A 23,972-nucleotide genomic window follows, 5' to 3' on the forward strand; every position below is an offset into this window, starting at 1 on the left:
GGCGAAGCTGAGAACTTAAGCGCCAGTAAACGGCGGTGGTAACTATAACCATCCTAAGGTAGCGAAATTCCTTGTCGGGTAAGTTCCGACCTGCACGAATGGCGTAACGACTTCTCGACTGTCTCAACCATAGGCCCGGTGAAATTGCATTACGAGTAAAGATGCTCGTTTCGCGCAGCAGGACGGAAAGACCCCGGGACCTTTACTATAGCTTGATATTGGTGTTCGGTTCGGCTTGTGTAGGATAGGTGGGAGACTTTGAAGCAGCAACGCCAGTTGTTGTGGAGTCGTCGTTGAAATACCACTCTGGTCGTGCTGGATGTCTAACCTGGGTCCGTGATCCGGATCAGGGACAGTGTCTGGTGGGTAGTTTAACTGGGGCGGTTGCCTCCTAAAGGGTAACGGAGGCGCCCAAAGGTTCCCTCAGCCTGGTTGGCAATCAGGTGTTGAGTGTAAGTGCACAAGGGAGCTTGACTGTGAGACTGACGGGTCGAGCAGGTACGAAAGTAGGGACTAGTGATCCGGCGGTGGCTTGTGGAAGCGCCGTCGCTCAACGGATAAAAGGTACCCCGGGGATAACAGGCTGATCTTCCCCAAGAGTCCATATCGACGGGATGGTTTGGCACCTCGATGTCGGCTCGTCGCATCCTGGGGCTGGAGTAGGTCCCAAGGGTTGGGCTGTTCGCCCATTAAAGCGGTACGCGAGCTGGGTTTAGAACGTCGTGAGACAGTTCGGTCCCTATCCGCTGTGCGCGTAGGAGTGTTGAGAAGGGCTGTCCCTAGTACGAGAGGACCGGGACGGACGAACCTCTGGTGTGCCAGTTGTCCTGCCAAGGGCATGGCTGGTTGGCTACGTTCGGGAGGGATAACCGCTGAAAGCATCTAAGCGGGAAGCCTGCTTCGAGATGAGCACTCCCACCTCCTTGAGAGGGTAAGGCTCCCAGTAGACGACTGGGTTGATAGGCCGGATATGGAAGCCCTGTGAGGGGTGGAGTTGACCGGTACTAATAGGCCGAGGGCTTGTCCTCAGTTGCTCGCGTCCACTGTGTTGTTCTGAAACAACGACCCGCCCGTTTTCGGGTGTGCGGTTGACAGTTTCATAGTGTTTCGGTGGTCATAGCGTGAGGGAAACGCCCGGTTACATTCCGAACCCGGAAGCTAAGCCTTACAGCGCCGATGGTACTGCAGGGGGGACCCTGTGGGAGAGTAGGACGCCGCCGAACAATTCTTCTGAAGAACCCCCATCCGGGTCCCGGGTGGGGGTTCTTCGCATTTTCAGACGGTCTCATCGCTCGGTGTCACTTCCTCCACTCACAGGTGGTCCTAGGTCCACCTCGGATTTGGGGTGCCATGGCCAGTGTGGGTGATGGACGGTTCGTGAAGACTGATGGAGGACGATCGGTACCGGCATCAGGAGCTTCCCGTGACAACAGTGAGTCGTACGAGCGGCACGTCCGTACGTGCTCAGGCCCAGGCGGCCTTCAAGGCCGGCGGTGAGGGGCTGGTGCGGCTCGGCGTGGTGGTGTTGGCGGCGGTGCCGGGAGTGGTGCTGCCGGTGGGCACGGCGGTCTTCTCGGGGGCGGTCACGGCCCGGCTCCTGCAGTCGTACGACCTGGGGCTCTTCCTCGCGCTCCTGGTGGCGGTGACCGCCGGTGGTGTGGTCGCCGCGGCCAGCATCCGCCGTACCGCGAACCGCACCCGCGGCCAGGTGGAGCGCTGGTTCGGCATCCGGCTGCCGGCGGTCTACGAGCCCTGGCCGGAGCTGGAGTTGGACGGCCGGGGGCACTGGTGGACGGGCTACACCTACCACCGGTCGCGGACGGTGGCGAAGTACGCCCAGGTGGTCCACTGGGGCCTGCGGGACCGGACCACCCGCGGCGAGCTGCTCTGGCTGCTGGCGAACCCGTTCCTCGTGGTGGCCCTGGCCGGCCCGGTGGCCGTTCTGCTCGGGCTGGGCGCCGCCTACATCCTGGCCGGGCCGGTGCCGGCGGACGGGTTCGGCCCGTTGAGCAGCCGGATGGTGGCCGTCCTGCTGAGCGCCGTGCTCGGGGCCGCCATGATCGTCGTGGGCATACTCGTGGCACCGTACGCGGTGCGCGGGTACGTGGAGGCCGCCCGCCGGGTGCTGGACCAGGACGGCCGGGCGACGAACGCCCAGCTGACCAGGCGGGTGGCCGAGTTGACCGAGACCCGGGCGGACGCGGTGGGCAACCAGGCCGCCGAACTACGGAGGATCGAGCGGGACCTGCACGACGGCGCCCAGGCGCGACTGGTCGCGATCGGGATGACGCTGGGCACCATCGAGCACCTGATGGACACCGACCAGGGGGCCGCGCGGGAGCTCCTCGCCGAGGCCCGTCAGTCCTCGGCCCGGGCCCTCCAGGAGCTCCGGGACCTGGTGCGCGGCATCCACCCCCCGGTGCTCGCCGAGCGCGGACTGGGCGATGCCGTCCGGGCCCTGGCACTGGACAGCGCCCTGCCGACCGAGGTGTGCGTGAGCCTGCCGGACCGGCTGCCGGCGCCGGTGGAGGCCGCCGTGTACTTCAGCATCTGCGAGCTGCTGGCCAACGCGGCCAAGCACTCGGAGGCGGAGCAGGTGTGGGTGGACATCCTCTACCGGGCCGGCTTCCTGCGGGTCACGGTGACGGACGACGGCGTGGGGGTGGCGGACCCTTCGCGGGGGACCGGACTGCGCGGAATCGAGAAGCGATTGGGTACCTTCGACGGTGTCCTCTCCATCGACAGCACGTCGGGCGGACCCACCACCATCACCTTGGAGTTGCCGTGCGAGTTGTCCTCGCCGAGGACCTCTACCTCCTTCGCGAAGGCCTGATCCGGCTGCTGGAAGCGCACGGCTTCACCATCGCCGCGGCGGTGGAGACCGGGCCCGAGCTGTTGGAGGCACTGCTGACCCACCGGCCGGACGTGGCCGTGGTCGACGTCCGGCTGCCCCCGACGCTCACCGACGAGGGCCTGCAGGCGGCGCTCAAGGCCCGTCGGGAGATCGCGGGCCTGCCGGTGCTGGTGCTGTCGCAGCACGTCCAGCAGCTCTACGCGCGGGAGTTGCTGGCTGACGGCACCGGGGGTATCGGCTATCTCCTGAAGGACCGGGTGTTCAACGCCGGGCAGTTCATCGACGCGGTCCGCCGGGTGGCGGCGGGCGGCACGGCGATGGACCCGGACGTGATCGCCAAGCTGATGCAGACCACCTCGCGCCGGCCCGGTCCGCTGCTGCGGCTCTCCCCGCGCGAGCGCGAGGTACTGGAGCTGATGGCCGAGGGCTGTTCCAACTCGGCGATCGCCGCCCGCCTCTCGGTGAGCGACGGCGCGGTGGCCAAGCACATCGCCAACATCTTCGGCAAGCTCGAACTCGCCCCCGACGAGGACGCCAACCGTCGGGTGCTGGCGGTACTGGCCTACCTCAACGGCACGGCGGGGCAGACCGGCTGACGATCCGGCGGCGCCTCCGCTCCGACCCCGCGTGGCGCCGGTGGCCGGGGCCCGGGCGGCCGCACTGTGACACCCCAGGCTGTGGGCGCGCTAAACACGTGTACGAGTAAACTCCGGTGAGCCGAGCCCGGAGGTTGCCCAGCCGTCCGGCGGCCCGACCAACGGGGTCCGGCGGCCCGGCCAAACGGGACCCGGCAGCCGAGGCAGCGTACGGCAGCAGCCGACATCCAGGGGTTGATAGACGTAATGGCACGCCCAACGCTCACCAAGGCCCATCGGGGCCTGCTCGGAATGGTCGCGGCCGGTGCCTGCATCATCTCGGGCATCGGTTTCGCGGGTTCGTACAACGCGGTGCGCGACCTGGCCGAGCAGAAGGGTTTCGGCGCCTTCTCCTACGCCTTCCCGATCGGTGTGGACGCCGGCATCGTCGTGCTCCTCGCGCTCGACCTGGTGCTGACCTGGCTGCGGATACCCTTCCCGATGCTGCGGCAGACCGCGTGGCTGCTGACCGTCGCCACCATCGCCTTCAACGCGGCCGCCTCCTGGGGCGACCCGCTGGGCATGGGGATGCACGCCGTCATCCCGGTGCTCTTCGTCGTCGTGGTCGAGGCCTCGCGGCACGCGGTCGGCCGGATCGCGGCGATCACCGCGGACCGCCACATGGAGTCGGTCCGGGTGATGCGCTGGCTCCTCTCCCCGGTGCCGACCTTCCGGCTCTGGCGACGGATGAAGCTCTGGGAGCTCCGCTCCTACGACGAGGTCATCCGACTGGAGCAGAACCGCCTGGTCTACCGGGCGCAGCTGCGCTTCCGCTACGGCCGCGGCTGGCGCCGCTCGGCACCGATCCAGGCACTGCTGCCGCTCAAGCTCGCCAAGTTCGGCGTGCCGCTGGACCCGGCGCTGCTCGACCGGCTCGACGACGACGGGCGGGTGCGCGACGTCAAGGAGATGCCGGCGGAGCAGGAGACGCCGGGGGTGGCCCCGCAGGAGAACCGCGTCGCCGCGGCCATCGCCCCGGCCGCCGAGGTCCACGCCCAACAGCCCCCGAACCCGCACCCGCGGCAGGCACCGCAGGCCGTCCAGCCGACCGCCCCGCAGGTTCAGCCCGCCCAGCAGGCCCAGCCCGAACAGGCTCAGGGGCAGCCGCAGGCCCAGCCCGAGCAGCCGCAGTCCGAGCAGTCGCAGCCGCAGGCGCCCGCTGCCGTCGCACCGTTGTCCGCCGAGGTCGCCGCGCCGATGCTCGCGAAGCTGGCCGCCGTCCGGCTGCGGGCCGCCCAGGAGCCGGACGCGGCGGCGGAGGCCGCCCCGCAGCCGCGCGGCGAGGAGCTGAACGTCTGGACGGAGCGCCCGGTCCGCACCACCGGCCACCCGACCGACGCCGCCCCGGGCGGTCGGGTGCCCGGGCAGGCCTCGCCCTGGTTCAAGCCCCCGCGCCCGGTCGCCGAGGAGCCTGTCCCCGCCGCAGCCGCAGCTGCGGCACCTGCCCCCGAGCCCGCGCCCGGTCCGCAGGCCCAGCACCCGGTCGGCCCGCAGCAGCAGCCCGAGCAGCCCGTCGAGCTCACGCAGCCGGTGCCGGTCCCGGCCGCCGAGTCGGCCCAGACGGAGCAGTCCGCGTTCTCCCCGGCGCCCGCGCGCCTCGACCCGGACGTCGCCTACGCGGCGCTGGTCTCGTACATGGACGCGCACAGCCACCAGCCCGACCCCCAGCGCCTCGCCGACTGGCTGACCAGGGAGTACGGCGTCACCGGCAAGGGACCGGACGGATCGGTCCACCCCAAGGAGGTCGCCGACCTCTACCCGGAGCTGAACGAGCGCTACGCCGCCGCCGGGAGGGACTGACCGCCGCCGCCACCGTCCAGGGCTCGGGCGGCCATTGACGCCCGATCCCGCCGGAGCTACCTTCGCCTCAACAAACTGTTGAAGCGCTGGTTCGGCATGGGGAGTGCGGATGACACGGGTCGGGGTCGACGGAAACGGGCCGACGGACGGGGCCTCCTTCTCCACCGGGGTCCGCGCCGCCGTGGAGGCGCTGCTCGCCCCGGTCGACGCCGATCTGGCGCGCCGCTACCCGGGCGAGCCCGGGACCAGGCAGCCGGTGCACACGGTCTACGTCCCGGCCGACGCCTTCGCCGCCGACTCCGTGCGGGAGTGGGGCCGCCGGGCCCTGGAGGCCTTCGACCGTCACGCCGCCACCCCCGCCGAACTGGCCCGCGCCCTCGGCGTCGCGGACGACGAGCTGCTCGCCGACGTGCACGCCCGGGTCCGCGCCAAGCTGGAGCGCGAGCCGGTCGAGGACCTGCGGATCGACTTCGAGGACGGGTACGGACCCCGCCCCGACGCGGAGGAGGACGCGGCCGCCGTCCGCGCCGCCGAGCTGGTCGCCGCGGCGGTGGCCGAGGGCGGCGCCCCGCCGTACCTCGGTATCCGGACCAAGTGCATGGAGGCCGCCGTCCGGGCCCGCGGCATCCGCACCCTGGAACTGTTCCTGGGCACCCTGCTGGCCAACGGCGGGCTCCCGGAGGGCCTGGTCCTGACCCTGCCCAAGGTGACCTACGCCGAGCAGGTCACCGCGCTGGTCCGGCTGCTGGAGGACTTCGAGGACCGGGCCGGACTGCCCGCCGGCCGGATCGGCTTCGAGATCCAGATCGAGACCACCCAGGCGATCCTCGGCCCGGACGGCCGGGCCACCGTCGCCCGGATGATCGAGGCTGCCGAGGGGCGCGCCACCGGCCTGCACTACGGCACCTTCGACTACAGCGCCGCCTGCGGCGTCAGCGCGGCCCACCAGAGCATGGACCACCCGGTCGCCGACCACGCCAAGGCGGTCATGCAGGTGGCGGCCGCGGGCACCGGGGTGCGGCTCTCCGACGGTTCGACCAACGTCGTCCCGACCGGCTCCACCGAGCAGGTGCACGCCGCCTGGAAGCTCCACCACGGCCTGGTCCGCCGCTCGCTGGCCCGCGCCTACTACCAGGGCTGGGACATGCACCCGGCACACCTGCCCACCCGCTACGTCGCGGTCTACTCCTTCTACCGCGAGGGCCTGGCGGCCGCCGCCGCACGGCTGGCCGCGTACGTCGCCAAGGCGGGCGGCGACGTGATGGACGAACCGGCCACCGCCCGGGCGCTGAGCGGCTACCTGCTGCGCGGGCTGGACTGCGGTGCCGTCGACCTGGCCGAGGTCACCGCGCTGACCGGCCTGGACCGCGTGCGGCTGAACGCCCTGGCCGGCCGCTGACCCCGGCCGCGTCCGATTGCCGATCCCCGGCCGTCGATCCTCCTGCTCGGACGGCTGCCGATCCCCGGCCGTTGATCCCTCCCGTCGTGCGCCAACTAGGCTGGCGGTGCCGTCCCGGTGTCCCGGGGCGTGCGCCGTCAGCCTTCACCGTCCTCGGGAGGACCCCCGCGCCATGTCCGCCACGCCGGAGCCCACCGCCAGGCCGTACCTCACCATCCGGCGGTCCGGCAGCCACGAGACCGAGATCAAGAAGTCCCGGTTCATCTGCCACCTCGCCCGGGTCACCGACGAGGAGGGCGCGCAGGCCTTCATCGCGGGCATCCGCAAGCAGTACTGGGACGCCCGGCACAACTGCACCGCCTTCGTGGTCGGCGACGAGCAGCGCCGCGAGCGCTCCAGCGACGACGGCGAACCCGGCGGCACGGCCGGGGTGCCGATGCTGGAGGTGCTGCGCCGACGCGGGCTGACCGACACGGTCGCCGTGGTCACCCGGTACTTCGGCGGGATCAAGCTCGGTGCGGGCGGCCTGGTGCGGGCGTACGGGAACGCGGTGTCGGAGGCGGTGGACGAGGTCGGCCTGCTGGAGCGCCGGCCGGTCGCGCTGCTCGCCGTGACGGTGGACCACGTCCGGGCCGGGCGGGTGGAGAACGACCTGCGGGCGGCCGGGTACGCGGTGAGCGACCTGGCCTACGGGGCCGCCGGGGTGCGGATCGAGGTGGGCGTGCCGGAGCCGGACGTGGCGGACTTCCATACCTGGCTGGCCGAGGCGACCGGCGGTACCGCGGTGGCGGTCCCGGCCGGCCGGACGTACGTCGAGGTGCCGGTCTGACCCGAGGTGCCGGTCTGGCCGCGGGGGCGGGCGGTACCTCGTGGGTCCCGGGGGTCGGACGATCCGTCGGACGGCCCGTGACCGGCCGTTTCCCGTAGCCCAGGCCCCGCGCCACGCGGAAGACCGCTTGAGCAGATTCACCCGAACGTAGTGTCGTAGCCCGGAGTTGGAACTTCCGCTCCGGGCCGTGGCGTTTCCTGGGCAAGGCTCCGGCAGAACCGGACGAAACCATCGATGGAGGACACAGGACCCCACCCCGCACCACGGAGGTATGCGCATGACCTCGGATCGATCGACCTCGAATTCCCAGTCCGCGACGAACCCGACCTCGAACCGCTCCACGAACCACCCGACGAACCACCCGACGAGCCGTCCGGCCTCGAACCATCCGATCGCGAACCGCCCCGCCCCGAACCGCGTCCGCTCGCACGCCGCCGACCTGCCCGGTCCCCGCGGCCCCGCGACGCCCTACCGGATGACGGTCACCACGGCCCTCCCGCACGCCGAGGCCGTCGCCCTGGCCGACGAGCAACTGGCCTGCTGGCTGAAGCAGGAGGGCTTCGAGGAGCCCCCGCCGTCCCTCCGCGCCCCCGTTGAGCAGGGCACCGAGCCGGCTCCCACCGCCGAGCGCCTCCGCCTGGGCGAGCGCGTCCTGCTCGACCGCGACCAGGGGCCGCTGCGCGGCGGGCCGGGCGCAGGGCGGTACGACCGCCGCCGCCTGCGCACCCCGGCCCCGCACGGCACCCAGCAGCTCACCCTCACCGTGGCCACCGGCTCCGACGGTCCCACCTGGGTCCGGCTGGAGGCCGAGACCCACAGCACCGGCAGCGGTGTGCGCACCCCGTGCCGGGTGCCGGTGCCCGAACTCGCCCGCTCGCTCCTCCCGCTGCTCGACGCCACCGACGGCCCGACCGCCGTCCACTCCGGCCCTCGGGTGATCACGGCCGACGAGGTCGACGCCCTGATCGACGAGCTGTGCGACCCCGAGCGCAGGCTGCCCACCGTGGTGGCCAGCGTCCCGGTGAACCTGCCGCTCGACAGCTGGGTGCGGGACGTGGTGGCCCCGCTCTGCCAGCAGCTGCCCGGCCTCGCCACCGCCTACGTGCTGGACCCCGGCGCCCGCACCGGGTTCAACGTCGCGCTGGAGTACCACACCGTCTACGGCGGGGCGGTGCGCACCTACCTGCCCGAGGTCGACCCGGCCTCCCGGCAGGACAGCGCCCGACATCCGGTACTCGCCCGGGGCCGAATAGAAGAGGACCCGCGCCGCGCCGCCGGGCTGCTCGCCCGCGAGCCGCGCCGCCTGGCCGCGGAACAGCCGCTGCCACCGCCGCTGGCGGCCGTCCCGGTGCTGCGCGTCCCGCCGCCGCAGCTCCGCCGGACGGCGGAGCAGGCAGCAGAACGGTCCGAGGAGCAGAGCGCGGAGCAGGCCGCCGGGCAGGTGGCCGAGCGGACGCCCGCGGGCACCGTCGAGCAGGCCGGCGAACGGACCTCCGGCCCGGCCGCGCCGTACCGGGGCGTCGAACTGGCCGCGCTCGCCCGGGAGGAGCAACAGGACCGCGCCGATCAGCAGGCCAGGGCCGACGAGCTGGAGCGGGTCCGGCACACCCTGCGCCTGGAGCGCCGCGAACACCGGGAACGGGGCCAGGGCCGGGAGGGCCGCGACGGCCGGGACGTCCGCGAGGGGCGCCTCCGCTCCGGGGCCCGCGGCCTGACCGGGCGCCACTGCGTGGCACCGGGCAGCGGACCGGTCGGCGGGCCGCACTCCGTGGTCCAGCCCCCCGACCGCTGCGGCACGCCCGACACCTTCACCGAACTCATGGCCAGACTGGGCGAGTTCCCGCTGGTGACCTTCACCGGTGACCAGAAGGTCGCGCTCGCCCTGGACGAGCTGCAGTGCGCCGGCGCCGGCTGGGCCCGGCTCGCCTGGGACGGTCTGACGGCACTCCAGGAGTACGCCGAGGCGGCCGTCCGCGGTACGGCCGGCGGGGACTTCAAGCAGTGGTGCGAGCGCACCCCCGAGGGCTGTCACCGCTTCCCGCCCCGCAAGGCGGTCCGCGGGGAGTCCCGGACGGTGTTCAGCCACACCAAGTGGAAGCGCGAGCGGATGCTGCCGGTGCCGGAATGCGTCGACTCCTCCCGGCGCGCGTTCATGGGCGCGCACCTGCGGATCGGCGGCGGCCGCACCGCGCCCCGGCTGCACTACCTGGACGACTGCTCCGGCAGCGGCCGGATCTACGTCGGCTACATCGGCCTGCACCTGACCAACACCCGGACCAACTGAGCGGCTTGGCTGACCGCCGCGCCCGTTCGGGGGACAATGTCCGGCAGGGGCGGGCCCACAGGTTCGCCGATCGCCCCGGGCAGGCGCCGGACGAGCATGGGGGAACGACGACCGATGCAGTACTCAGCAGACGGCCAGTCCGACGGAACCGCCACCGTCCAGTTCCCCCGGCCGGGCTTCCTCGCCTCGGTCTTCCGCGACCTCGGAGCCGAGGACGGCCAGGAGCCGGACGGCGCCGCCGTCGGCCGCCCCCGTGGCGGTGCGGCCGTTGACGGCCCGTCCGGCGACGGTCCGACCAGTGACAGACCGACCGACAACCGACCGACCGACAACACACCTACCGGCAGCGGACCGACCGGTGACGGCCCGTCCGAGCCCGGCCCCGGCGAGGCCGCCCCGGACGAGGCCGTGGCGGCGCACGCCCGGGCCGCGACCCTGACCCACCACCGCACCCGCGCCGTCCAAGCCGAGCACGACCGGCTGGCCGACCTGCTGCGGCGGGCCGCGCTGCCCGTCTCGGCCATGGACTTCGAGAGCCAGCTGCGCCACTACCAGCCCCGCCCCTACCCGGCCGACGGCCCCGGCGGCGGCGCCGAGGAGGAGTCCGAGCCCCGCTGGCAGGACTTCGCGCCCGCCGAGCCGCCCGCGGCCGACCCGGAGGGCGGCCCGTCGCGCCGGCTGCTCGACTCCGGCTACCAGCGCGAGCTGGCCCAGGCCCGGCTCGCCCACCAGCGCGCCCTGCGCGAGTGGCGCACCCGCCGGGCCGAGGCCGGCAGCCCGGCCGCCGACGAGTCCCGGCGCGCCCACGAGGCGGCCGAGGAGGCCCGGGCCCGCGCCGTGCGCGAGTACAACGAGAGCCTGGAGGAGTGCCGTCGGGCCTACCGGCTGGCCGAACCGGCCGCCGTGGAGTCGCTGCTGGAACGGGCGCTGGCCGCCGCCGAGACCGCCACCCAGGACCTGCCCGCCCCCTGCCGGGCGGTCTTCCGCCCGCTCACCCGCACCGCCGTGCTGGACCTCGACCTGCCGCCGCTCGACCTGGTGCCCTCGCTCGCCGGCTACCGGCTCGCCCCGGACGGCGACATCCTCCCGGTGCCGCGCCCGCCCGCGGACCGGGCCACCGACTACCTGCGGCTGGTCGCCCGGCTCGCCCTGCGGGCGCTGCAGGCCGCCGATGCTGTGGACACCGACGAGATACTCGCCGGCGTCGTCCTCAACGGCTGGCTGCGCGATCCCGCCACGGCCGAGCCGCTCTGCCTGGTCAGCGTGGACGCCGACCGCGACGCACTGGCCCGGACCCGACTGCTGCCGCCGGGCACCCCGTACGAGGAGCGCGACGACGAGGGCGTCTACGCCGACGCCGAGCAGGACGAGGCCCTGGTACGGCTGCGCCGGCTCGGCGCCGCCGTCACCCCGGACCCGTACGACCGGGCCGGTGTCCGGCCCGCCGCCCAGGCCGGGGCCACCGTGCCGGCCGCCGCCGACCTGTCCGCCAACGAGTTCGCCCAGCTGGTGCGGGACCTGCTGACCCGCGGCGGGATCGCGCAGTGGAGCGTCCGGCTGCGCGGACCGGCCGGGCTGGTCGCCACCGGCGAGGGCGCACCCGGCACCTCGCTGCCCGGCCGCTGGGTGGTGTGGGCCTCCCGGGACACCGCGTCGATCGGCGCCGAGCAGATCGAGACCCTGGCCGAGGCGGTCGGGGAGGAGTCCGCCGAGCGCGGCCTGCGGCTGACCACCGGCCGGTTCAGCGAGGAGGTGCTGGACCTCACCGCCAAGGAGGGCCACCGGCACATCCACCTGATCGACGGCGACGGGGTCCGCGAACTCGCCCACACCCACCTCGGCCTGCCGCTCGCCACCGGCGGCTGACCCGCCGCCCGCTCACCGCACCGACGCCCGCTCACCAGCCCCTGCCCACCGCCCCGTCCCGGTGGGCCGGCCCGTCGACAGCCTCACCCGGACGGCCCATCCGTCGGGCGACCCGGCAGGTCCGGACCGAGGCTGGGGGGAACGGCACCCCGGCCCCGGCACCCCCGGGTGATCACCGTCGAACGGGCGTCCGGTACGGTCGGCGGTCGGCCCGGCCACGGGCGGACCCCAGGGGGAGAGGAATGGGCAGAGCGCTCGGCGCACCACCCGGCGAAGGCCCCGGCGACTCGGCCGGACCTGTGAAGGAGCCGGACCGATGACCGCGGTACTGGTCGCCGCCGCGGCGTTCCTGATGACCCTGGTCGGCGGTTTCGTCGCCCAGCGCACCCGCGACCGCCGCCACCTGGTGCTCGGCTTCGCCGCCGGGCTGATGCTCGGCGTGGTCGCCTTCGACCTGCTGCCCGAGGCGCTCCACCAGGCGCCGGGCGAGGTGCACGGCGTGCCGCAGGCGCTGCTGCTGTTCGCGGCCGGCTTCCTCACCATCCACGTGATCGAGCGCGCCGTCGCCATCCACCGCGGCCACGAGGGCGAGTACGCCGCGCACTCCCACGGCCACCACCACGGGGACACCCGCTCCGCCGGGCACCAGGGCGTCGGGCTGACCGCCGCACTGGCCCTGGTCGGGCACAGCGTGATGGACGGCTTCGCGATCGGCGCCGCCTTCCAGGCGGGCACCACGGTCGGCACGGTGGTGGCCATCGCCGTGGTCGCGCACGACTTCGCCGACGGCTTCAACACGTACACGATCACCCGCCTGTACGGGAACAACCGGCGGCGGGCGCTGACCCTGCTCGCCGCGGACGCGGTGGCCCCGGTGTCCGGCGCGGCGATCACCCTGGCGTTCACCATCCCGGGGCACCTGCTCGGTCTCTACCTGGGCTTCTTCTCCGGCTTCCTGCTCTACCTGGCGACCTCCGACATCCTCCCCGAGGCGCACAGCCCGCACCCCTCGCGCAGCACCCTGCTCTGCACCGTGGCCGGGGTCGGCTTCATGTGGCTGGTGATCGGCTTCGCCGGCTGAGGCCCGCGGCGGCCCTCGCCCCGGGGCCGATCGGTCCGTCCGGCGGGCGACCGGTCGCCACGGCCCTCAGCCCGGAAGCCGCCCTCAACCCGGAAGCCGCCCCCAGCACTCCCGCATCGAGGCCAGCGCCTCGGTGATGGCCGGCCGCCGGGAGGCCTGCGAGCGCCAGAGCGCGAACACCCGGCGGCCCGGCTCCGGCGTCACCCGGCGGGCCGCCACCCCGGGCGGCAGCGGGCCCCGCCCGAGCCTCGGCACCAGGCCCATCCCGAGACCGGCCGCGACCAGCGCGATCTGCGTCTCGAACTCCCCGACCTGGTAGCGCACGTCCGGCTCCTCGCCGGCCTCGCGCAGGGTGCGGACCAGCCAGTCGTGGCAGATGTTGCCCGGTGGCACGCTGATCCAGCGCTGCCCGCACAGCCGCTCCACCGGCACCGGGTCGAGCGCGGCCAGGTCGTCGTCGGCGGGCAGCAGCAGGTCCACCGGGTCCGTACCGAGGTCCATCCGGGAGACCCCCTCCTGCACCGGCAGCGGCACGGTCGGCCAGTCCTGCACCAGCGCCAGGTCCACCTCGCCCCGGGCCACCAGCTCGGCCGCCGGGTACGGGTCGCGCTCCAGCAGCCGGACGTCCAGTTCCGGGCAGCGCCGCCGCAGGTCGGCCAGCGCCCCGGGCATCAGTCCGCGGGCACCGGACGGGAACGCGGCCACCAGCAGCCGCCCGACGGCCTGGCCGCGCTGCTCCTCCAGCCGCACCTCGGCCTGCTCCACCAGCCCCAGCACGGTCTGCGCGGTGACGGCCAGCTCGCGCGCCGCGTCGGTCAGCACCACGCCGCGGCCCTGCCGCTCCAGCAGCACCGTCCGGGTCTCCCGCTCCAGCTTGGCGATCTGCTGCGAGACCGCCGAGGGCGTGAAGCCGAGTGCCGCGGCCGCCCCGCCGACCGAGCCGTGCACCGCCACCGCGTGCAGCGCCCGCAGGCGCCCCAGGTCCATCATGCAGTGATCCTAAAGTGTCCGCTTCAGAATTCATCGCTGGTGCTGAACAGTCCGGCACCACCATGCTCGACCCATGACCGCGACAACCGCCGCCGCTCCGAGCGGCCGACACAGCACGAGCAGTACGAGCAGTACGGGCAGCGCGGGCGGCAACGGCAGCCGGGGCGGCATGAGCCCCCGCCACATCGCCCTGGCCGTCCTGGTGGCCGCCGTCTGGGGCCTCAACTTCGTCCTGATCCACGTCGGCCTGGACAACTTCCCGCCGCTGCTCTTCTGCGCCCTGCGGTTCGCCGTCGTCGCGGTGCCGGCGGTCTTCTTCGTCGGCCCGCCCAAGGTGGCCTGGCGCTGGGTGCTGGCGGTCGGCGTGGTCCTCGGGGTGGTCAAGTTCGGACTGCTCTTCCTCGGCATGCACGCCGGGATGACGGCCGGGCTCTCCTCCCTGGTGCTCCAGGGGCAGGCTGGCTTCACCGCGCTGTTCGCCGCCGTGCTGCTGCGCGAACGCCCCGGCGGGCAGCGGCTGGCAGGCCTGGGGGTCGCCTTCGCCGGCATCGCGCTGAGCGCCTGGGACCAGGGCGCCGGCGGTCCGCTCGGGGCCTTCGCCCTGGTCGTCCTGGCCGCCGTCGCCTGGGGCCTGGCCAACGTGCTGACCCGCCGGGCCGCGCCGCCGGACGCGCTGCGCTGGATGGTCTGGGTCAGCGCCGTCCCGCCGCTGCCGCTGCTGGGCCTGTCCCTGCTGGTCGAGGGCCCCGAGGCGGACCTGCGCGCCCTGCGCGACATCACCCCGGCCGGACTGGGGGCGATCGGCTACGTCGGGCTGGTCTCCACCCTGCTCGGCTTCGTCGCATGGAGCTTCCTGCTGCGCAGCTACGACGCGACCGCCGTCGCGCCCTACTCGCTGCTGGTGCCGGTGTTCGGGATGTCCTCGGCCTGGCTGCTGCTCGGCGAGCGGATCAGCCCGACGGCCGCCGTGGCCGCGCTGCTGGTGATCACCGGGATCGGGATCACCGCGCTGCGTGCCGGTACCGCTACCGCCGTGGCGGCCCGGCTGCGAGGAAGCGGGCCTCGGCGGAGCGCAGCACCCGCAGCAGCACCTCCTCGTCGGCGGGGCTGACCTCGCCGAAGTACTCCTGGGCCACCTCGTCCCGGACCTGCCCGATCCGTTCCACCGCCGCCCGTCCGGCCTCGGTCAGCAGGATCCGCACCGCCCGCCGGTCGGCCGGGTCGGGGCTGCGCTCGACCAGGCCGGCCTCCTCCAGCGCGTCGACCACGGTGGTCGCCGAGCGCGGGGCGATGTGCAGCTTGTCGGCGAGGTCGCTCAGCCGCATCGCGTGGTCCGGCGTCTCGCAGCCGGGCACGTGGGCGAGCATGCGCAGGGCCCGGGCCTGGCCGGGGGTGATGCCGTACGGCTCCAGCCGCCAGCCGGTCTGACGGCGGATCCGCTTGATCGCCCTGGTCATCGCGTCGGCCAGTTCGGCGGCGGTGCCCGGGGTGCCGGGCCGGGGGCCGGGGGAGGGGTCCGCCGGTTCGTCGGTCGGCGTGGTGGTCATCGGCGGTCTCCTCGGCTGGCGTCCGCCCAAGGGTAGCCGTCGGTCCGGGGCCCGTGGCCGGCGGCGGAAGACGATCGCGGAAATATGTTGAGCCTAGCTCAATATCTGGGTTAGCGTTGCTCCCAAGTGAGGGAACCCTAAGTTCCCCTCCCCGACCGTTGGAGAGCCCATGCCCCGCTCCGAAGCCCGCGTCGCCACCGACCGCCCGGGCCGTTACGCCAAGCAGCTCACCGCCCACATGGGGCGCAAGATCGAGGCCGTCTACTCCGAGGAGACCGGCCGCGGCACGATGGTCTTCGGCGCCGGCACCGCCACCCTGGAGGCCCAGCCGGACGCACTGCTGCTCACCGTCGAGGGCGAGCGCGACAAGCTGCCCGGCCTGGAGGACGTCGTCGGCCGCCACCTGGTCCGCTTCGGCGCCCGCGACGAACTCGTCATCGAGTGGCACCGGGACAACGGCGAGCCCGGCCTGGTTCACCGCAACGAGGACCCCGAGGCCTGACGCCCCCCGGTGCCCGGCCGGGGCAGCCACCGGTCGAGCGGCCACAGCACCAGGACGGCCAGGCACCAACTCGCCACCACGTCCAGCAGCCAGTGGAAGTCGCTCCACACCAGCCCCGCACCCACCCCGAGCGACAGCAGCACCGCACCCGCCGCCAGCCCCCGGGCGGCGCGCGGCCCCGCCACCCGGGCCAGCAGCAGCGCCGCCACCCCGTACGAGATCGCCGCGGTCGCGGTGTGCCCGGAGGGGTACCAGCCCCACTGGCCCGCCGTCAGCGGCTCCCCGAGCGGACCGGGCCGGGCGAAGGCCGACTTCGCCGGGACCACCAGCAGCGGGATCAGCACCGAGGTCAGCGCCGCCACCGGCAGCGGCAGCCACCAGCGCCCGGCCCCGGCCCGGCGGCCCCGCCAGGCCGCCAGCGCGCCGGCCAGCAGCAGCACCGGGACCGCCGGGACGCCGCCGCCCAGGTCCGACAGGAGGTGGCCGAGCCGGTCGAGCAGCGCGTCCGGGACGTCCCGGTGGGCCGTACGGACGGCCCGGCGGACCGAACGGTCCACGCCGAGCAGCGGCCCCTCCGCCGCGACCTGCCAGGACACCACCACCAGCAGAACCGCCGCCGTCACCGGAACGGCCACCGACCGGGCCGCCCGGCCCAGGACGACGGACAGCCGCCCCGGAGCAGGGGGGAGAGCTCCGGGGCGGCTCTGATGATCGCCGTTCCGTGCGCCCCGGGGGGTGTGGGTCGGACGGTCGGTCGATCGGCCTTCGGTGTGCGCCGACCCTCCCGGGCCGGCCTGGTCGTCCTCGTGCGGCACCCGCGGAACCGGCCCCGGAGGGGGCCCCGCGGACGGCCGCGCCCATGGCTGAGGCTCGCTGTCCATCTGCGATGACACTACGTCAACAGCCCTTCCGCGCCGAGCGCCTTCAGCGATTCCGCACACCATCTTCACCCTGCGCGGGGCACCCTCGGGGCGCCCCGTCGATCATGCCCCGGCCGCTCGTGCGACGCGCCCGGAAAACCGAACGGCCCGTGCGGACCAGAGGTCCCCACGGGCCGTTCAGCGCTGTCCGGACAACCCTCCGGAGGGGGTTCACGACCTGACGGGCGGCACCGCTCAGAGGGCGGCGAACGCACCCTCCAGGATGTCCAGGCCCTCGTTCAGCAGGTGCTCCGGCATGACCAGCGGCGGCAGGAAGCGCAGCACGTTGCCGTAGGTGCCGGCGGTCAGCACGACCAGGCCCTCCGCGTGGCAGGCCTTGGCGATGGCCGCGGTGACCTCCGCGTTCGGCTCCTTGCCGCCCGGCTTCACCAGCTCGACGGCGATCATCGCGCCGCGGCCGCGGACCTCACCGATGATCTCGTACTTCTCCTGCATGGCCCGCAGGCGGCCCAGCATGATCTCGCCGATCCGCTGCGCCTTGCCGTTGAGGTCCTGCTCCTTCATGGTCTCGATGGCGCCCAGCGCGGCGGCACAGGCCACCGGGTTGCCGCCGTAGGTGCCGCCCAGACCGCCGGTCTGCGCGGCGTCCATGATCTCGGCGCGGCCGGTCAGCGCGGAGAGCGGCAGACCGCCGGCGATGCCCTTGGCGGTGGTGATCAGGTCCGGGACGATGCCCTCGTCCTCGCACGCGAACCACTGGCCGGTGCGGCAGAAACCGGTCTGGATCTCGTCCGCGACGAACACGATGCCGTTCGCCTTCGCGAACTCCACGATCGCCGGCAGGAAGCCCTTGGCCGGCTCGATGAAGCCGCCCTCACCCTGGATCGGCTCGATGATGATCGCGGCGACGTTCTCGGCGCCGATCTGCTTGTTGATGGTGTCGATCGCCTGGGCGGCGGCCTCGGTGGCGGCGTTCTCCGCACCGGTCAGCCAGCGGTACGGGTAGGCGACCGGCACCCGGTAGACCTCGGGGGCGAACGGACCGAAGCCCTGCTTGTACGGCATGTTCTTCGCCGTCAGCGCCAGGGTCAGGTTGGTGCGGCCGTGGTAGCCGTGGTCGAACACCACGATGGCCTGGCGCTTGGTGTAGGCGCGGGCGATCTTCACCGCGTTCTCGACGGCCTCGGAGCCCGAGTTGAACAGCGCGGTGCGCTTCTCGTGGTCACCCGGGGTCAGCTCGTTCAGCTGCTCGGCGACGGCCACGTAACCCTCGTACGGGGTCACCATGAAACAGGTGTGCGTGAAGCTGGCCAGCTGCTCGGTCGTCCGGGCCACCACGGCCTCGGCGCTGTTGCCGACATTGGTCACGGCGATGCCGGAGCCGAAGTCGATCAGCGAGTTGCCGTCCACGTCCTCCAGCACGCCGCCGTTGGCACGGGACACGTACACCGGCAGGGTGGTGCCGACACCGGCCGCCACCGCACCCAGCTTGCGGGCGTGCAGCTCCTGCGACTTCGGACCGGGGATCGCGGTGACCAGGCGGCGCTCCTGCGGGAGCGGCGTTGCGGCGCTCATGGGGTATCTCCAGACTTCTCGGCTCGGTGCTTCGCAGGCTACGGCCGCCCTCCCCACCCCGGCACGCGCCACTCGGTAGCAGTGCGCCGTCCGACTTGTCCGGCACGGCCAGCGCGGGTGGCGCGACTACCCGCAGGCCGCGCTCCACTACCCTGAGCGCGGGCGTGTCGCCGGTACGGCGGCATGGGTATGGCGGCACCGACGGCGGTCGGGCCGGGCGGGCGGGCGAGGGAGCGGGGCCGTACATGGCACAGGACGGGGCACACCACCACGGCGAGCGCACCACCACCAGACCCCCGACCCCCCTGCCCCACCAACGGCCCGCCGCGGGCACCTCCTCCTTCGACCTCGCGGCCTGGGCCTCCGCCCCGCGCCCCGACGCCGACCCGGGCATCTACCGGCTCGGTTACCGCCGCGTCGACCCGGAACGGGCGGAGGCGGCCAAGGTCGCGACCTGGCCGCTGCTGCTGCGGGCGGGGCTGAATGCGGTGGTGGCGTGGTTCGCCTTCGTTTACGGCACTCAGCTGGTGCTCCACCTGATCGTGATCACCGTTTGGGTCGAACACCCCAGCGAGACCCTTGTGACCGTCGTCGGGTTGTCGGTGAATGTGCTGGTGGCCGCAGCCGTCATCAAGATCTTCGGCCGGATGGGCCGCTGGCCCGAGGTGTGGCGCCGTTACGCCGCGCCGCTGCTGTCGCGCACGGTGACGGAGGAGCAGCCCGTCGAGGAGGATGCCCCGGGGGCGGTCGAGGCCGTGCGCGGGCAGGACCCGTGGGACGGGCTGCGCCGGGGCGGCGCGGCCGAGGCGGCTGTTCGGCTGGACGGCGAGGCCGTGGGGGACGTCGACTACGTGCGGATCCGGCGCGCCTGGGAGTCCGCGCAGGCGGACCCGGTGTTCGTGCCCGCCTTCACCGAGCAGGTGGCCACCCGTGGCGCGGCGGCCTTCGCCCACCCCTCCGAGGCGCGCGAGCTGCCCGGCCGCGCCGAGCGGCACGATCTGCTGATCGGTCAGGTCCGGCTCGGTACGGCGCAGGACGTCCCGAAGAACCCGCTGGGCCACCGGGCGGCCGGTTTCGCGCTGGACCCGGAGGTGCTGGGCACCTCGCTGCTGGCGGTGGGGCCGGCGGGGACGGGGAAGACGGCGCGGCTGGCCCGGCCGGTGGCCGAGGCGCTGTGCCTACAGGCGCTGTCCGGTACGGCCTGTGCGGTGGTGGTCGGGGCGGCGGACGCCGATCTCGGCCCGGACTCCTGGTACGACGTGGTGATCGCGCCCGGCGACCCGTCCTCGCTGTACGGGCTGGACCTCTACGGCGGCGCGCGGGACCCCGACGAGGCGGCCGCCCGGCTGGCCGAGGCGCTGCTGCCGGACGAGCTGACGGCCCGCGCGGAGCACGCCCGTACCGCACTGCAGCAGGTGGTGGGCCCGTTCCACGCGGCGTACGGCCGCTATCCGGGGGTGCGGGAGCTGCGGGCGCTGTTGGCGGGTGAGCCGGACGTGCTGGCGGCCCTGGTGAAGGCGCTCGGCGTGGCGGGCCGGCTGGCCGTCCACGAGCGGGACCTGGAGTACCGGGAGCGGCAGCGTGACCGGGCGGACGACCCTGGGGCGCTGCTGGCGGACCGGTTGGCGCTGCTGGAGCGGCCCGCCTTCGAGGGCGCCTTCGCGACCGACGGCACCGGTCGGCCGCCGTTCGCGATGCGGGTGCTGGACCACCCGCTGCGGGTGCGGGTGAAGCTGCCGGAGCGGAGCCACCCGGAGGCGGCGCGGATGCTGTCCCGGTTGGTGGTGGGGCAGTTCGTGCAGGCGGCGGGGGCCCGCGAGGACCGCTCGCTGTTCGCAGGGCTCGTGGTGGACGACGCCTCGGCGGCGTTGGACGCCGTCGCCGTGCGCGGGCTGCAGCGGATGCGCGGGGCGAACGCGGGCGCGGTGCTGTTGTTGCGGACGCTGGTGGACCTGCCCGAGGCGCTGCGGGCGCCGCTGTTCGGCGCGGTCGGCTGCCGGATGGCGTTCCCGGGGATCGCGCCGTGGGACGGGAAGCTGTTCTCGGAGGCCTGGGGGACGCACCTGGTGCAGGAGACCGCGGTCACCCACACCCCCGACACCTCCGGTGGGGTGATACGGCGGGCGGGGCGGGTCGGGCGGAAGGCGTTGTCGGGGACGACGGCGCAGACGGAGTCGGTGACGACGCGGGACGTGGAGCGGCTGCGGTGGTCGCCGTCGGATCTGGCGCACGCGTTGCCGGCGGGGCATGCGGTGGTGTCGTTGACGGCGGTGTCGGGGGAGCAGGTTCCGCCGCTGCTGGTGGACCTCAGGGGCTGAGGGCGGGCGGCGGGGGAAGTCGCCTTCGAGGTGGATTCGGCAGTGCGGGTTGTCCGGGGCGTCCATAATGAAGGGGAGAGACCCTCACCAGTCCCACGTCCCTCTCCTCGCCCGGCCGCAACGGCGCGGTCAGGTCGATCCCTCGAAGGTGCCATGCCCCCCACACTCGCCTCCGTCGTCCGCAACACGTCGCTCCATCTGACGGTCCTCGCCGGTGCGGATCACCTGGAGCGGCCGGTCCGCTGGGTGCACACCAGTGAGCTGGACGACCCGACGCCGTTCCTGGAGGGTGGCGAGCTGCTGCTCACCACCGGTATCAAGCTGGGCCGTACGGCGGCGCAGTTGCAGGCGTACGTGCACCGGCTGGCCGACGCGGGGGTGGTCGGGCTGGGGCTCGGGGTGGGGTTGTCGCACACGGAGGTGCCGCAGCCGCTGGTGGACGCGGCGGCGCAGCGCGGGCTGCCGCTGCTGCGGGTGCCGGAGCCGACGCCGTTCATCGCGATCAGCAAGGTGGTGTCGGCGGCGCTGGCCGCGGAGCAGTACGAGGCGGTGACGACCAGCTTCGAGGCGCAGGAGGAGCTGACCCGGGCGGCGCTGGGCAAGGACGGTACGACGGCGGTGGTGCGTCGGCTGGCGGCCCGGCTGGGTGGCTGGGCGGCGCTGTACGACGGGTCGGGCGCGCTGTCGGTGGTGGCGCCGGACTGGGCGGCGCGCCGGGCGGGGCGGCTGGCGGCGGAGGTGGACCGGCTGCGTCGGCGTCCGGCGCCGTCGAGTGCGGCGTTGCAGGGGCGCGCGCCGGGGATAGACACGGCGGACGAGGACTACGTGGTGGTCCAGTCGCTGGGGGCGGACCGGCGGGCCCGGGGTTTCCTGGCGGTCGGGACCGAGGACCGGATCACGCCGACCGAGCGGTACGTGCTGAACGCGGCGGTGGCGCTGCTGACCCTCACCCTGGAGCGCTCGCGGGAGCTGCGGCAGGCCGAGGAGCGGATGGGCGCGGCGCTGCTGCGGATGGTGCTGGCCGGTGAGGTGGCGACGGCCCGCCAGGTGGCGGTGGGGCTGTTCGGGGGGCTGCCGGAGGGAACGATACGGGTGCTGGTGGCCGGCGCCGGGCCGGCCAACGCGGATGCCGCGGAGGCGCTCGGGGAGCTGGGCGACCGGGCCGAGCAGGCGGGCGCCCGGGTGGGCGAGAAGCTGCTGGTGGCGCGGGAGGACGGTGCGCACGGGCCGCGGCTGATGGTGCTGGCGCTGGACAACGGCGCGGTGCACCGGGCCTGTCTGGGCGCGGTGGAGGAGCACGAGGGCCTGTCGCTGGGCGTCTCGGCGCCGGCCGCGCTGGAGGAGGCCGGGACGGCGAACGCGCAGGCCGAGCGGGCGCTGGCGGTGGCGCTGCGCGGTGGCCGCCGGTCGGTGGACCACGAGGAGGTCGGCGCGGGGTCGCTGCTGCCGCTGCTCGGCGAGGACGCGGTGACGGCCTTCGCGGAGGGGCTGCTGCGGCCGTTGCGGGAGCACGACCGGACGGCCCGCGGGGACCTGGTGGCCTCGCTGCGGGCGTGGCTGTCCCGGCACGGCCAGTGGGACGCGGCGGCGGCCGACCTGGGTGTGCACCGGCACACGCTGCGCTACCGGATGCGCCGGGTCGAGGAGCTGCTGGGCCGGTCGCTGGACGACACGGACGTGCGGATGGAGCTGTGGCTGGCGCTGCGCTCCGGCGAGGAGTGAGGCGCCGGCGGGGTGGGGGCTCCGTCGGCCCACGACGCCCCGGTAGGACGCGGTGGAGTGGCCCCGGGGGCGAACGCTCCTAGTCGGCCAATCCGGTCGGCGTGCCGCCGCGCCTACCCTCAAAACCGGGTCCCACGTCCGTGGGCCGTAGGACAGACGAGGAGAGGGCCGGTACCACGGTGACCACCACGTACGATTTCTGGCTCGCCGGCCGCCGGGCGAGCGGTGACGCCGACTTCGAGGTGCACAACAGCTGGGACGGCCGTCTGGTCGGCAAGGTGAGCATCCCGACCGAGGCGCAGGTCGAGGAGGCGCTGGACGCCGCCGTCGCCGCGCTGCCGGTGTTCGCCGCCACCCCGGCGCACCAGCGTGCCGCCGCCCTGGACCACGTGGCCAAGCGGCTGACCGAGCGCACCGAGGAGCTCGCCCAGCTGGTCAGCGCCGAGAACGGCAAGCCGATCAAGTGGGCCCGCGGTGAGATCGGCCGCGCGGTGTCGGTCTTCCGCTGGGCCGCCGAGGAGGCGCGCCGCACCAACGGCGAGACCATGCGGCTGGACACCGACCCGGGCGGCGTGGGCCGCTTCGCGGTGGTGCGCCGCTTCCCGCGCGGTGTGGTGCTGGGGATCGCCCCGTTCAACTTCCCGCTGAACCTGGTCGCCCACAAGGTCGCCCCGGCGATCGCGGTCGGCGCCCCGATCATCCTGAAGCCGGCTCCGTCGACCCCGCTGTCGGCGATGGTGCTGGGCGAGATCCTGGCCGAGACCGACCTGCCGGTCGGCTCCTGGTCGATCCTGACCGTGCCGAACGACCGGATGCCGGCCCTGGTGCAGGACGAGCGCCTGCCGGTGATCTCGTTCACCGGTTCGGACAAGGTCGGCTACCAGATCATGGACTCGGTGCCGCGCAAGCACTGCACCCTGGAGCTCGGCGGCAACGCCGCGGCCGTGGTGCTCGCCGACTGGTCCTCGGAGGCCGACCTGGACTGGGCGGCCACCCGGATCGCGATGTTCGCCAACTACCAGGGCGGCCAGTCCTGCATCTCGGTGCAGCGGGTGATCGCCGACGCCTCGGTGTACGACGCGCTGGCGGAGAAGGTCGTCGCCAAGGTCAAGGCGCAGGTCACCGGTGACCCGGCCGACGACGCGACCGACGTCGGCCCGCTGATCGACGAGAACGCCGCGAAGCGCGTCGAGTCCTGGGTCGAGGACGCGGTCGCCAAGGGCGCCAAGGTCCTCACCGGCGGCACCCGTGAGGGCGCGACCTACGCCCCGACCGTGCTGGCCGACCTGCCCGCCGACGCGATCCTGGCCAAGGCCGAGGTGTTCGGCCCGGTGCTGTCGCTGCACAGGGTGGACGGCGTGGACGAGGCCTTCGCGGCCGTCAACGACTCGGCGTTCGGTCTCCAGGCGGGCGTGTTCACCCACGACCTGCAGACCGCCTTCCGCGCCCACCGGGAGCTGGAGGTCGGCGGTGTGATCATCGGCGACGCGCCGTCCTACCGCGCCGACCAGATGCCGTACGGCGGCGTCAAGGACTCCGGTGTCGGCCGTGAGGGCGTCAAGTACGCGATGGACGACTACACCGTCGAGAAGGTCATGGTCCTGACCGGTCTCGACCTCTGAGACCCCAGAGACCTCAGCGACCGTTGGGGCCGCTGAGGCCTCCGACCGACGCGGTGTCGTCGTAGAC

Annotated in this window: 17 protein-coding genes and 2 rRNA genes; 15 read left to right on the plus strand and 4 right to left on the minus strand. The window is 73.6% G+C overall.

The features are described from left to right. From ACFU6K_RS05245 to ACFU6K_RS05290, 10 genes are all read left to right on the plus strand, one after another. A 23S ribosomal RNA gene (locus tag ACFU6K_RS05245) occupies nucleotides 1-1,028 on the plus strand; the annotation flags it as partial. 78 nt (nucleotides 1,029-1,106) lie between these two features. Continuing rightward, a 5S ribosomal RNA gene (gene rrf / locus ACFU6K_RS05250) occupies nucleotides 1,107-1,223 on the plus strand. Between the two features lie 200 nt (nucleotides 1,224-1,423). Continuing rightward, entirely contained in the window at nucleotides 1,424-2,833 is a 1,410-nt protein-coding gene (locus tag ACFU6K_RS05255) for a sensor histidine kinase (protein WP_380660992.1), read from the plus strand. Next, the gene (locus ACFU6K_RS05260; RefSeq protein WP_380660993.1) at nucleotides 2,785-3,450 is read left to right on the plus strand and encodes a LuxR C-terminal-related transcriptional regulator; all 666 of its coding nucleotides are present in this window, start codon (nucleotides 2,785-2,787) and stop codon (nucleotides 3,448-3,450) included. The genes ACFU6K_RS05255 and ACFU6K_RS05260 overlap by 49 nt, the downstream gene beginning before the upstream one ends. 246 nt (nucleotides 3,451-3,696) lie before the next feature. Further along, nucleotides 3,697-5,289: a DUF2637 domain-containing protein gene (locus tag ACFU6K_RS05265; RefSeq protein WP_380660994.1), complete on the plus strand. Its 1,593-nt coding sequence runs from the start codon at nucleotides 3,697-3,699 to the stop codon at nucleotides 5,287-5,289. A 109-nt stretch (nucleotides 5,290-5,398) separates the two neighbouring features. Next, nucleotides 5,399-6,688, plus strand: coding sequence for a DUF6986 family protein (locus ACFU6K_RS05270; RefSeq protein WP_380660995.1), 1,290 nt, complete (start codon nucleotides 5,399-5,401; stop codon nucleotides 6,686-6,688). A gap of 172 nt (nucleotides 6,689-6,860) precedes the next feature. Then, nucleotides 6,861-7,517 carry a YigZ family protein gene (locus tag ACFU6K_RS05275; RefSeq protein WP_380660996.1) on the plus strand — a complete coding sequence of 219 codons (657 nt, stop codon included), beginning with the start codon at nucleotides 6,861-6,863 and terminating at the stop codon, nucleotides 7,515-7,517. 475 nt (nucleotides 7,518-7,992) lie between these two features. After that, nucleotides 7,993-9,801 carry a hypothetical protein gene (locus ACFU6K_RS05280; protein ID WP_380660997.1) on the plus strand — a complete coding sequence of 603 codons (1,809 nt, stop codon included), beginning with the start codon at nucleotides 7,993-7,995 and terminating at the stop codon, nucleotides 9,799-9,801. A 114-nt stretch (nucleotides 9,802-9,915) separates the two neighbouring features. Beyond that, nucleotides 9,916-11,667 (plus strand): restriction endonuclease, encoded by a 1,752-nt coding sequence (locus ACFU6K_RS05285; protein WP_380660999.1) that lies wholly within the window; start codon nucleotides 9,916-9,918, stop codon nucleotides 11,665-11,667. Nucleotides 11,668-11,983: 316 nt separating this feature from the next. Then, nucleotides 11,984-12,748 (plus strand): ZIP family metal transporter, encoded by a 765-nt coding sequence (locus ACFU6K_RS05290; protein WP_380661001.1) that lies wholly within the window; start codon nucleotides 11,984-11,986, stop codon nucleotides 12,746-12,748. A gap of 84 nt (nucleotides 12,749-12,832) precedes the next feature. On the opposite strand, the gene ACFU6K_RS05295 is transcribed toward ACFU6K_RS05290, so the two are convergent. Continuing rightward, nucleotides 12,833-13,738 carry a LysR family transcriptional regulator gene (locus ACFU6K_RS05295; RefSeq protein ID WP_380661002.1) on the minus strand — a complete coding sequence of 302 codons (906 nt, stop codon included), beginning with the start codon at nucleotides 13,736-13,738 and terminating at the stop codon, nucleotides 12,833-12,835. A gap of 73 nt (nucleotides 13,739-13,811) precedes the next feature. Here ACFU6K_RS05295 and ACFU6K_RS05300 point away from each other — a divergent pair, with 73 nt between their 5' ends. Next, entirely contained in the window at nucleotides 13,812-14,849 is a 1,038-nt protein-coding gene (locus ACFU6K_RS05300) for an EamA family transporter (RefSeq protein ID WP_380661003.1), read from the plus strand. Here ACFU6K_RS05300 and ACFU6K_RS05305 read toward each other — a convergent pair. Beyond that, on the minus strand, nucleotides 14,764-15,285 hold the full coding sequence (locus ACFU6K_RS05305; RefSeq protein ID WP_380661004.1) for a MarR family winged helix-turn-helix transcriptional regulator: 522 nt from the start codon (nucleotides 15,283-15,285) through the stop codon (nucleotides 14,764-14,766). The genes ACFU6K_RS05300 and ACFU6K_RS05305 overlap by 86 nt on opposite strands. 169 nt (nucleotides 15,286-15,454) lie before the next feature. Between ACFU6K_RS05305 and ACFU6K_RS05310 the strand changes: the two genes are divergently transcribed. Then, complete coding sequence (locus ACFU6K_RS05310) at nucleotides 15,455-15,787, plus strand: DUF2218 domain-containing protein (protein ID WP_049651304.1); 333 nt, start codon at nucleotides 15,455-15,457, stop codon at nucleotides 15,785-15,787. Here the strand turns inward: ACFU6K_RS05310 and ACFU6K_RS05315 are convergent. Both ACFU6K_RS05315 and gabT read right to left on the minus strand, forming a co-directional pair. Then, a complete protein-coding gene (locus ACFU6K_RS05315) occupies nucleotides 15,760-16,410 on the minus strand; it encodes a phosphatase PAP2 family protein (RefSeq protein WP_380661005.1) in 651 nt (216 codons plus the stop codon). The two genes, ACFU6K_RS05310 and ACFU6K_RS05315, sit on opposite strands and share 28 nt — an antisense overlap. 492 nt (nucleotides 16,411-16,902) lie before the next feature. Continuing rightward, entirely contained in the window at nucleotides 16,903-18,243 is a 1,341-nt protein-coding gene (gabT, locus tag ACFU6K_RS05320) for a 4-aminobutyrate--2-oxoglutarate transaminase (RefSeq protein ID WP_380661006.1), read from the minus strand. A gap of 245 nt (nucleotides 18,244-18,488) precedes the next feature. Between gabT and ACFU6K_RS05325 the strand changes: the two genes are divergently transcribed. The 3 genes from ACFU6K_RS05325 (at nucleotide 18,489) to ACFU6K_RS05335 (ending at nucleotide 23,905) form a co-directional block, all read left to right on the plus strand. Beyond that, nucleotides 18,489-20,561 (plus strand): ATP-binding protein, encoded by a 2,073-nt coding sequence (locus ACFU6K_RS05325; RefSeq protein ID WP_380661007.1) that lies wholly within the window; start codon nucleotides 18,489-18,491, stop codon nucleotides 20,559-20,561. 153 nt (nucleotides 20,562-20,714) lie between these two features. Then, nucleotides 20,715-22,283: a PucR family transcriptional regulator gene (locus ACFU6K_RS05330; protein WP_049651301.1), complete on the plus strand. Its 1,569-nt coding sequence runs from the start codon at nucleotides 20,715-20,717 to the stop codon at nucleotides 22,281-22,283. A 179-nt stretch (nucleotides 22,284-22,462) separates the two neighbouring features. After that, nucleotides 22,463-23,905 carry an aldehyde dehydrogenase family protein gene (locus tag ACFU6K_RS05335; protein ID WP_359822280.1) on the plus strand — a complete coding sequence of 481 codons (1,443 nt, stop codon included), beginning with the start codon at nucleotides 22,463-22,465 and terminating at the stop codon, nucleotides 23,903-23,905. The last annotated feature ends 67 nt before the right edge of the window (nucleotides 23,906-23,972 follow it).

The sequence above is a fragment of the Kitasatospora sp. NPDC057512 genome (assembly GCF_042802135.1).
Classification (GTDB): domain Bacteria; phylum Actinomycetota; class Actinomycetes; order Streptomycetales; family Streptomycetaceae; genus Kitasatospora.

Bases quoted from the DNA above. Each gene is read 5' to 3' on its own strand.
- ACFU6K_RS05265 (WP_380660994.1), top strand. From the start codon at position 3,697: ATGGCACGCCCAACGCTCACCAAGGCCCATCGGGGCCTGCTCGGAATG.
- ACFU6K_RS05270 (WP_380660995.1), top strand. From the start codon at position 5,399: ATGACACGGGTCGGGGTCGACGGAAACGGGCCGACGGACGGGGCCTCC.
- ACFU6K_RS05275 (WP_380660996.1), top strand. From the start codon at position 6,861: ATGTCCGCCACGCCGGAGCCCACCGCCAGGCCGTACCTCACCATCCGG.
- ACFU6K_RS05280 (WP_380660997.1), top strand. From the start codon at position 7,993: ATGACGGTCACCACGGCCCTCCCGCACGCCGAGGCCGTCGCCCTGGCC.
- ACFU6K_RS05285 (WP_380660999.1), top strand. From the start codon at position 9,916: ATGCAGTACTCAGCAGACGGCCAGTCCGACGGAACCGCCACCGTCCAG.
- ACFU6K_RS05290 (WP_380661001.1), top strand. From the start codon at position 11,984: ATGACCGCGGTACTGGTCGCCGCCGCGGCGTTCCTGATGACCCTGGTC.
- ACFU6K_RS05295 (WP_380661002.1), bottom strand. From the start codon at position 13,738: ATGATGGACCTGGGGCGCCTGCGGGCGCTGCACGCGGTGGCGGTGCAC.
- ACFU6K_RS05300 (WP_380661003.1), top strand. From the start codon at position 13,812: ATGACCGCGACAACCGCCGCCGCTCCGAGCGGCCGACACAGCACGAGC.
- ACFU6K_RS05305 (WP_380661004.1), bottom strand. From the start codon at position 15,285: ATGACCACCACGCCGACCGACGAACCGGCGGACCCCTCCCCCGGCCCC.
- ACFU6K_RS05310 (WP_049651304.1), top strand. From the start codon at position 15,455: ATGCCCCGCTCCGAAGCCCGCGTCGCCACCGACCGCCCGGGCCGTTAC.
- gabT (WP_380661006.1), bottom strand. From the start codon at position 18,243: ATGAGCGCCGCAACGCCGCTCCCGCAGGAGCGCCGCCTGGTCACCGCG.
- ACFU6K_RS05325 (WP_380661007.1), top strand. From the start codon at position 18,489: ATGGCACAGGACGGGGCACACCACCACGGCGAGCGCACCACCACCAGA.
- ACFU6K_RS05330 (WP_049651301.1), top strand. From the start codon at position 20,715: ATGCCCCCCACACTCGCCTCCGTCGTCCGCAACACGTCGCTCCATCTG.